Source organism: Corallococcus sp. AB038B, assembly GCF_003668955.1.
Classification (GTDB): Bacteria; Myxococcota; Myxococcia; order Myxococcales; family Myxococcaceae; genus Corallococcus; species Corallococcus exiguus.
The window spans coordinates 740,975-749,278 of record NZ_RAWO01000003.1 but is presented as its reverse complement, the minus strand read 5'-3'; the positions used below and the strand labels follow the sequence as shown (position 1 = coordinate 749,278).

Below are 8,304 nucleotides of genomic sequence, written 5' to 3'. Positions count from 1 at the left end.
GGAGGCTCGGCTCGCGGAAGAGGCGCGGCTGGCGGAGCTGGCGCGCATTGAAGCGGAGCGGCTGGAGGCGGAGCGGCTGGCGGAGGAGGCTCGTCTCGCGGAACTGGCGCGCATTGAAGCCGAACGTCTCGCGGAAGAGGCCCGGCTCGCGGAGCTGGCGCGCATTGAAGCGGAGCGGCTGGAGGCGGAGGAGGCTCGTCTCGCGGAAGAGGCCCGGCTCGCGGAGCTGGCGCGCATTGAAGCGGAGCGGCTCGCGGAAGAGGCTCGGATTGCAGAGCTTGCGGAAGAGGCCCGGCTCGCGGAACTGGCGCGCATTGAAGCCGAGCGGCTCGCGGAAGAGGCTCGGCTTGCAGAGCTGGCGCGCATTGAAGCCGAGCGTCTCGCCGAAGAGGCGCGGTTGGCGGAACTGGCGCGCATTGAAGCTGAACGTCTGGCCGAAGAAGCTCGACTCGCCGAAGAGGCGCGCATTGAAGCCGAGCGTCTCGCCGAAGAAGCTCGACTCGCCGAAGAGGCGCGCATTGAAGCCGAGCGTCTCGCCGAAGAGGCGCGGTTGGCGGAACTGGCGCGCATTGAAGCTGAACGTCTGGCCGAAGAAGCTCGTCTCGCGGAGCTTGCTCGCGTTGAAGCAGAGCGACTCGCGGAGGAGGCGAGGCTCGAGGAGCTGGCACGGCTCGAAGCCGAGCGCTTCGCTGAAGAGGCTCGGCTGGCCGAAGAAGCACGCCTTCGTGCAGAGGAGGAAGCCCGCCTTGCAGAAGAGGCCCGGCTCGCGGAGGAGGCACGGCTTCGCGCTGAGGAAGAGGCACGGCTCGCCGAGGAGGCCCGCCTCGCGGAAGAGGCCCGCCTTCGCGCTGAGGAAGAGGCACGACTCGCTGAAGAGGCCCGTCTTCGCGCTGAGGAGGAGGCGCGCCTGGCGGAAGAGGCGCATCTGGCCGAAGAGGCTCGGCTGCGTGCGGAGGAAGCGGCTCGGCTGCGTGCGGAGGAAGAGGCGCGGCTCGCGGAAGAGGCTCGCCTTCGTGCCGAAGAGGAAGCACGTCTGGCCGAAGAGGCCCGCCTCGCGGAGGAAGCACGCCTTCGTGCAGAGGAAGAGGCGCGGCTCGCGGAAGAGGCTCGCCTTCGCGCGATCGAGGAGGCCCGGATCGCCGAGGAGGCACGCCTCGCCGAAGAAGCTCGGCTGCGTGCGGAAGAAGAGGCGCGACTCGAGGAAGAGGCTCGGCTGCGTGCGGAAGAGGAGGCCCGTCTCGCGGAAGAGGCCCGCCTTGCCGAGGAAGCCGCTCGAATCGAAGCAGCGCGCCTAGCTGAAGAGGCTCGGCAGGCAGAGGAAGCTCGCCTCGCCGAGGAAGCCCGGCTGCGTGCAGAGGAAGAAGCTCGGCTCGCAGAGCTGGCACGGCTGGAGGCGGAGCGACTCGCTGAAGAGGCGCGGCTCGCTGAAGAGGCGCGCCTGGCCGAAGAGGCTCGGCTGCGTGCGGAAGAGGAGGCCCGCCTCGCGGAGGAAGCCCGCCTTCGTGCAGAAGAAGAGGCTCGTCTGGCCGAAGAGGCCCGACTCGCCGAAGAGGCCCGACTCGCCGAAGAGGCTCGACTCGCCGAAGAAGAAGCTCGCTTGGCGGAGGAGGCCCGCCTTCGTGCGGAGGAAGAGGCTCGACTCGCCGACGAGGCTCGACTCGCGGAGGAGGCTCGACTCGCGGAGGAGGCTCGACTCACGGAGGAGGCTCGCCTTCGCGCTGAAGAAGAGGCTCGGCTTGCAGAGGAAGCTCGCCTCGCGGAGGAGGCTCGTCTTCGTGTAGAGGAAGAGGCTCGGCTTGCAGAGGAAGCTCGTCTTGCAGAGGAGGCTCGTCTTCGTGCGGAGGAAGAGGCCCGGCTCGCGGAGGAGGCTCGCCTAGCTGAAGAGGCACGACTCGCCGAGGAGGCCCGCCTCGCGGAAGAGGCCCGCCTTCGTGCAGAGGAAGAGGCTCGGCTCGCCGAAGAGGCTCGACTCGCGGAGGAGGCGCGGCTCGCGGAAGAAGCCCGCCTTCGTGCCGAAGAGGAGGCACGACTCGCCGAAGAGGCGCGTCTGGCCGAGGAGGCCCGGCTTCGTGCGGAGGAAGAGGCTCGCCTTGCCGAGGAGGCGCGGCTGGCCGAGGAGGCACGACTCGCCGAAGAGGCGCGTCTGGCCGAAGAGGCCCGGCTTCGTGCCGAAGAGGAGGCTCGACTCGCGGAAGAGGCTCGGCTGGCCGAAGAGGCCCGACTCCGCGCGGAAGAGGAAGCGCGGCTCGCGGAAGAGGCTCGGCTGGCCGAAGAGGCCCGACTCCGCGCGGAAGAGGAAGCGCGGCTCGCGGAAGAGGCTCGGCTTCGCGCTGAAGAAGCGGCTCGCCTGGCCGAAGAGGCACGCCTCGCGGAAGAAGCGCGACTGGCCGAAGAGGCGCGCCTTCGCGCAGAGGAGGAGGCCCGACTCGCTGAAGAGGCTCGACTTCGTGCTGAGGAAGAGGCGCGCCTCGCGGAGGAAGCGCGGCTTCACGCGGAGGAGGAAGCCCGACTCCGTGCAGAGGAAGAGGCCCGGCTGGCGGAAGAAGCGCGACTGGCCGAAGAGGTTCGGCTTCGCGCGATTGAAGAGGCTCGACTCGCTGAGGAAGCGCGGCTGGCGGAAGAAGCGCGCCTTCGCGCGGAGGAAGAGGCTCGGCTCGCCGAAGAGGCTCGACTCGCGGAGGAGGCTCGACTCACGGAGGAGGCTCGCCTTCGCGCTGAAGAAGAGGCTCGGCTTGCAGAGGAATCTCGTCTCGCGGAGGAGGCTCGTCTTCGTGCGGAGGAAGAGGCCCGGCTCGCGGAGGAGGCTCGCCTAGCTGAAGAGGCACGACTCGCCGAAGAGGCACGGCTTGCCGAGGAGGCTCGGCTCGCCGAAGAGGCCCGCCTTCGTGCAGAGGAAGAGGCTCGGCTCGCCGAAGAGGCCCGCCTCGCGGAAGAAGCCCGCCTGCGTGCGGAGGAAGAGGCCCGTCTCGCGGAAGAGGCGCGACTGGCCGAAGAGGCCCGCCTCGCGGAAGAGGCTCGGCTCGCCGAAGAGGCACGCCTTCGCGCAGCGGAAGAGTCTCGGCTCGCGGAAGAATCCCGCCTTCGTGCTGAAGAAGAGGCGCGACTGGCCGAAGAGGCCCGCGTCGCGGAAGAAGCCCGTCTTCGCGCGATCGAGGAAGCCCGACTCGCCGAGGAAGCGCGTCTGGCCGAAGAAGCGCGCCTGCGTGCGGAGGAAGAGGCTCGGTTCGCGGAAGAGTCCCGCCTGGCCGAAGAGTCCCGCCTTCGCGCGGAGGAGGAAGCCCGCCTCGCCGAAGAGGCCGCCCGAATCGAAGCCGCCCGGCTCGCCGAAGAATCTCGCGTTCGCGCCGAAGCCGAAGCCCAGCGCCTCGCCGAAGAAGCCCGCCTCGCCGAAGAAGCCCGTGCCGCCGAAGCCCAGCGCCTGTCCGAACAGGGCAAGCCCGCCCATCCGCCCTCACTCCCCCGGCGCACCCGCCCGGCCGCGGCACCCACGCCGCCCCCGATCCTCGTCCCCGTCGCCGCCGCGCCCGCGGAGCCCGAACCGCTCACGCTCAGTTCCGAGGACATCATCCTCACCGCGGAGCCCGAACCCTCCGCCCCGTCGAGCTCCTGGGCCGACTCCATCCCCGCGTCCCCCCGCGACGCCCTGGAGATCCCCGCCAGCGACAACACCGTCGCCCTCACCGAGGCCCGCCAGCGCGCCCAGGCCGCCCTGCTCCAGGACATGGCCGAGGCCCTGCGCCGCTCCGCCTCCGTGCCCCTGGACCCCTGGCTCACCGAGGAGGCCTCGCGCTTCCCCGTCGCGCCCCCCCCGGAACCCGACCTCCCCCTGCTGGAAGTGGAGCCGGAGAGCTGGGGCGACATCGTCCCCGCCGCCGCCCCCCTCCCCGACACCCGCGCCCCCGCTCCGGCCGTCCCCGTCATCCCCGCCGAGGCGCCCCCGCAGCCGGACCTCTGGGCCGTCCAGCCCCCGAAGTTCCCCGCGTCCTCCACTCCGCCCGCGCGCCCCACCCGCGCCAGCGAGGACGACCTGTGGCGAATCGTCTCCTTCGACGAGTCCAACGACCCCGCCCAGAACCTCACCGCCTCCTTCGAGGCCGCCCTCCAGCAGGTGGACGCCCACCTGGAAGCCCTCATCCGCTCGGATGTCCGCTCGGCGGGCGACGCCAACGAATTCCTCGTCGAGGCCATCGTCGAAGCGACGTTCGAGCCGCTGCCTTCTCCCCGCTCCACCGCGTTCCCCGGTGACAACGCGGAGGCTTCTGGCCAGACTGGGGACGAGTTGTCCGGTGATCTGGACGACTGGGATTTTGACGAGGACGACGTGGCGGCCGAAGACCCCTCCAACCCCGACGAAGCCTCCAAGCTCCGGCGCCAGCGCCTCCTGCGCCGCGCCATGGAGAACATGGGCACGCTCGGCGCCCGCCCTGCTCCCCCCGCCGCCGCGAGCGCCCCGGCCACGCCCGAAGGCGCCGCGCCGCCGCCCGCCGCCGCCGTCGCCGCGCCGCCGGAGCCCCCCAAGCCCGACGAGGGCCGGCTCGCGCAGCAGATCGAGCAGCGCTACGCCGACATCCAGTCGAAGAAGGACCACTACGTCACGCTGGGCGTCCCGCAGGATGCCTCCCGAGACCAGGTGAAGGCCGCCTTCCTGAGCCTCGCCAAGCTCTTCCACCCGGACCGGCTGCCCCCGTCGCTGCCCCACCTGGCGCCGAAGATCACCGCCGTCTTCGAGTCCATCCGCGAGGCCTACGAAGTCCTCCACGACGACACCCGCCGCAAGAACTACCAGCTGGCTCAGCAGGGCGCGCAGGCCGCTCCCAAGCCTCCGGCGGCCCCCAGCGCCCGCCCCGGCAGCCCCGGCTCGGCCCGCGCGGACACCAACGCGGACGACCTCTTCCGCATGGGCGAGGTGTTCTTCCGCAAGCGTGACTTCTTCGCCGCCAGCGAGCACTACGAGCGCGCGTACGGCCTGGACCCCAAGCCCCTGTACCTCGCGGCGCGCGCCTGGTCCGTCTACATGGACCCCAGCCGCAAGGCCGACATGCCCCGCGCGAAACAGTGGATGGCGGATGCGGTGCGCACCGACCCGAACTGTGATCGCGCCCACTACCAGTTGGGCGTCATCGCCCGCGTGGAAGGGGACATGGACCGCGCGGAGAAGCACTTCCGGGAAGCCGTCCGTGCGAACCCCAAGCACCTGGAGGCGAACCAGGAGCTGCGGCTCATCGACATGCGCAAGAAGAACCCCCCCAAGAAGGGTCTCTTCCGCTGACCTGCTTGTCCCCTGGGGAGGGAGCCGGCCGGTTTTCCGGACAGTCCCGCCCATTGACACACCTGGAAACCGGACCCGATGCTTGCCCCTACGGGACGCCCCCGTCGGATCCGCCGTCCCGCCCGTCTTGAAAGGCATGCCACGTGGCCAAGCAGCACCTGCTCCTCGTCGATGGTGACGCGAAGAGTCTGCGCGTGATGGAGGTCAGCCTGAAGAAGGCCGGCTTCTCCGTCACGACTGCGATCCACGGCAAGGATGCGCTGGAGAAGGTCCAGATCAGCCCGCCGGACCTCGTGCTCGCGGACACCAAGATGCCGGAGATGGACGGCTTCGAGCTCTGCAAGACGCTCAAGTCCGACGAGCGCTTCAAGTTCATCCCCTTCGTCTTCCTGACGAACCAGAAGTCGGTCGAGTTCAAGGTGCGCGGCCTGGAACTCGGGGGCGACGACTACCTGACGAAGCCGATCTACATCAAAGAGATCGTCACCCGCGTGAAGATGATCCTTCAGAAGGCCGAGAAGGAACGCATCGAGAAGCGCGAGACGACCAAGGGCGGCTTCGCGGGAAGCCTCGCCGACATGGGCGTCGTGGACCTGGTCCAGACCTTCGAAATCGGCCGCAAGACGGGCGTCATCTCCATCCAGGGAGAGCGCACCGGCGTCGTCTACTTCAAGGAAGGCCGCGTCATCGACGCGGAGCTGGGCCGGCTCAAGGGCGAGAACGCCTTCTACCGTCTGCTCAACACGTTCGAAGGCCAGTTCGACGTGCAGTTCACCACGTTGGACCGCACCGAGCGCATCGAGGTCTCCACGCAGGGCCTCCTCATGGAGGGCATGCGCCGGCTGGACGAGTGGGGCCGGATGCTCGAGCAGCTCCCCCCGCTGGAGACGGTCTTCGAGATCGACTACCACCAGCTGGCGGACCGCCTGTCGGAGATCCCCGACGAGGTGAACGGCCTCTTGCGCCTGTTCGACGGCAAGCGCGCGCTGTCGCGCGTGGTGGAGGACTCGGACTTCGAGGACCTGGCCGCGCTGGGCATCATCAGCAAGCTGTACTTCGAGGGGCTGATCCGCGAGCTGGGCAACGCGCCGCTGGAGCCCGTGCAGAGCAGCAAGCCGGGCATCGAGCAGTGGCTGAACGCCGCGCCGCCCATCCCCGTGGACGTCGCGCCCGCGCCGGAGGCCGCGCCCCAGGAAGCGCCGGCCCCCGTGGAGCCGCCTCCGGTGGAAGCGGCTCCCGTGGCGGAGGTCCCGGTCACCGAGCCGGAGCCCGAAGCCGCGCCCGCGCATCCCGAGCCCCTGGAGGAGGTCACGCCCGTGGCGGAGATGGCGCACGCGCCGGTCTCCCCGCAGCCCGCGCAGGTGGTCATCTTCCCGCCGCGTGTTCGTCCCGGCGAGGACGGTCCGCCTCCGTTTGGACAGGAGGGCGCGGAGCCCGTGGTTCCGCCGCTGTCGCAGGAGGGCTCGGCGTTCCTCGTGGAGCCGCCTCCGGCGCACCGTGCGGTGGATCACGCGCGGCGCAGCCTGCTGCTCGACTGGAGCCGGGTGGACACGGAGGGCTTGAGCGCCTCCAGCACCTGGGGCCCCGGTTCGCCCTGGTCGTCCGCGGCCCGCGCTCCGGCGCCCAGCCCGTTCGCCGCCCAGCCCGTGCACGCGCCGGTGGAGCCGCAGTCCTCGCGTCCGCCCATCTTCGGTGGCGCGGCCATCGCGCCCAGCCCGCTGGCGCACGTGCCTCCGCCCACGCCGGCCCCGCCGTCGTCCGAGGTGACGCTGGTCAGCGGCGTGGAGCCCTTCCAGGAAGAAGTGCCGGTGGAGGAGTCCGCGCCGCCGCAGCTCGCGCTGCCGCCGTATCCGGGCCACGGCATCACGCCGCCGCAGGTGGCCCCCGTGGCGCTCAACGTCGAGTTCCCCGAGACGACGCCCTTCGACACACAGCCGGCCTCCATGGAGCCGGTGGAGACCGCCGCGCAGGACGTGCCCGCGTCCGAGGCGTACTTCACCGAGCCCGAGCCCGCCACGCCCGTGCAGCCGTCCGGAGCGAGTGCCACGGAGGCCTCCGCTCCCAGCGCGAACGCCCCGGCCGCCGTGACGACCCCCGCGGCCCCTGTCGCGCCCCCCCCGGCAGCGACGGCTCCGGCAAGCACCGCGTCCACGAACAGCGCGGCCTCCACGAAGCCCGCCGTCTCCAAGCCCACGCACGACGAGGACGACGCGGCGCTGATCGCCGCGATGAAGCCCAAGCGCACGGGCCTCTACATCGCGGGCGGCCTGCTCCTCGTCGCGGCCGTGGCCGCGGTGGTGCTCTCCAAGGGCTCGGGCAGCGCCGAAACGCCCAAGCCCGACGCACCCAAGGTGACGCAGCCCACGCAGCCCGTGGACGCGCCCAAGCCGCCGGAGACGACGCCTCCGCCGGTCGTCACGCCGCCGCCCACGAAGACCGTGGACGCGCAGCCCGACGCGGGCACGCCCCCGACGAAGACCGTCACCGTTCCGGAGGACGCGGGCACGCCGGTGAAGATGGCCACCCCCGAGCCCGCCGCCGTTCCCGACGCGGGCGCCGTCGCGGTCACCCCGCCGCCCACGCCCCCTGAGACCACCCCGCCCGTGGTGCAGGCGAAGGCCACCTACGCGGATTTCATCAAGGACGGCCGCGCGGCGATGGGGCGCAAGAGCTTCAAGGCCGCCGTGACCGCCTACCGCAAGGCGCTCGCGCTCGACAGCGACTCCATCGAGGCGAAGACGGGCCTGGGCATCTCGCTGGCCAACAACAGCAGCACCAGTGAATCCGGCTACCGGGAAGCGGCCAAGCTGCTCCAGGACGTCGTCAATGCGGAGCCCAAGAACGCGAAGGCCTGGTTCTGGCTGGGCAGCTCGCGGCAGTTCTCCGGCGATCAAACCCGAGCGGCCGAGGCCTATAAGAAGTATCTGTTCCTCGAACCGACGGGAAGCTCGGCGGACGAGGTGCGTGCCCTGCTCAATGGGATGAAATGAGCAGGGGAGGCGGCCTGTCCGCCTCCTGCCCGCCCTTGTTGTCGG

At 70.8% G+C, this 8,304-nt stretch carries 2 protein-coding genes; both read left to right on the top strand.

Going from position 1 to position 8,304, the window contains the following annotated elements; genetic code table 11:
- Positions 1–466 precede the first annotated feature (466 nt).
- Positions 467–5,269, top strand: a complete 4,803-nt coding sequence (locus D7Y04_RS46945) for a DnaJ domain-containing protein (protein ID WP_370457152.1) — start codon at positions 467–469, stop codon at positions 5,267–5,269.
- Between the two features lie 143 nt (positions 5,270–5,412).
- Complete coding sequence (locus tag D7Y04_RS19225; RefSeq protein ID WP_121760240.1) at positions 5,413–8,259, top strand: response regulator; 2,847 nt, start codon at positions 5,413–5,415, stop codon at positions 8,257–8,259.
- The last annotated feature ends 45 nt before the right edge of the window (positions 8,260–8,304 follow it).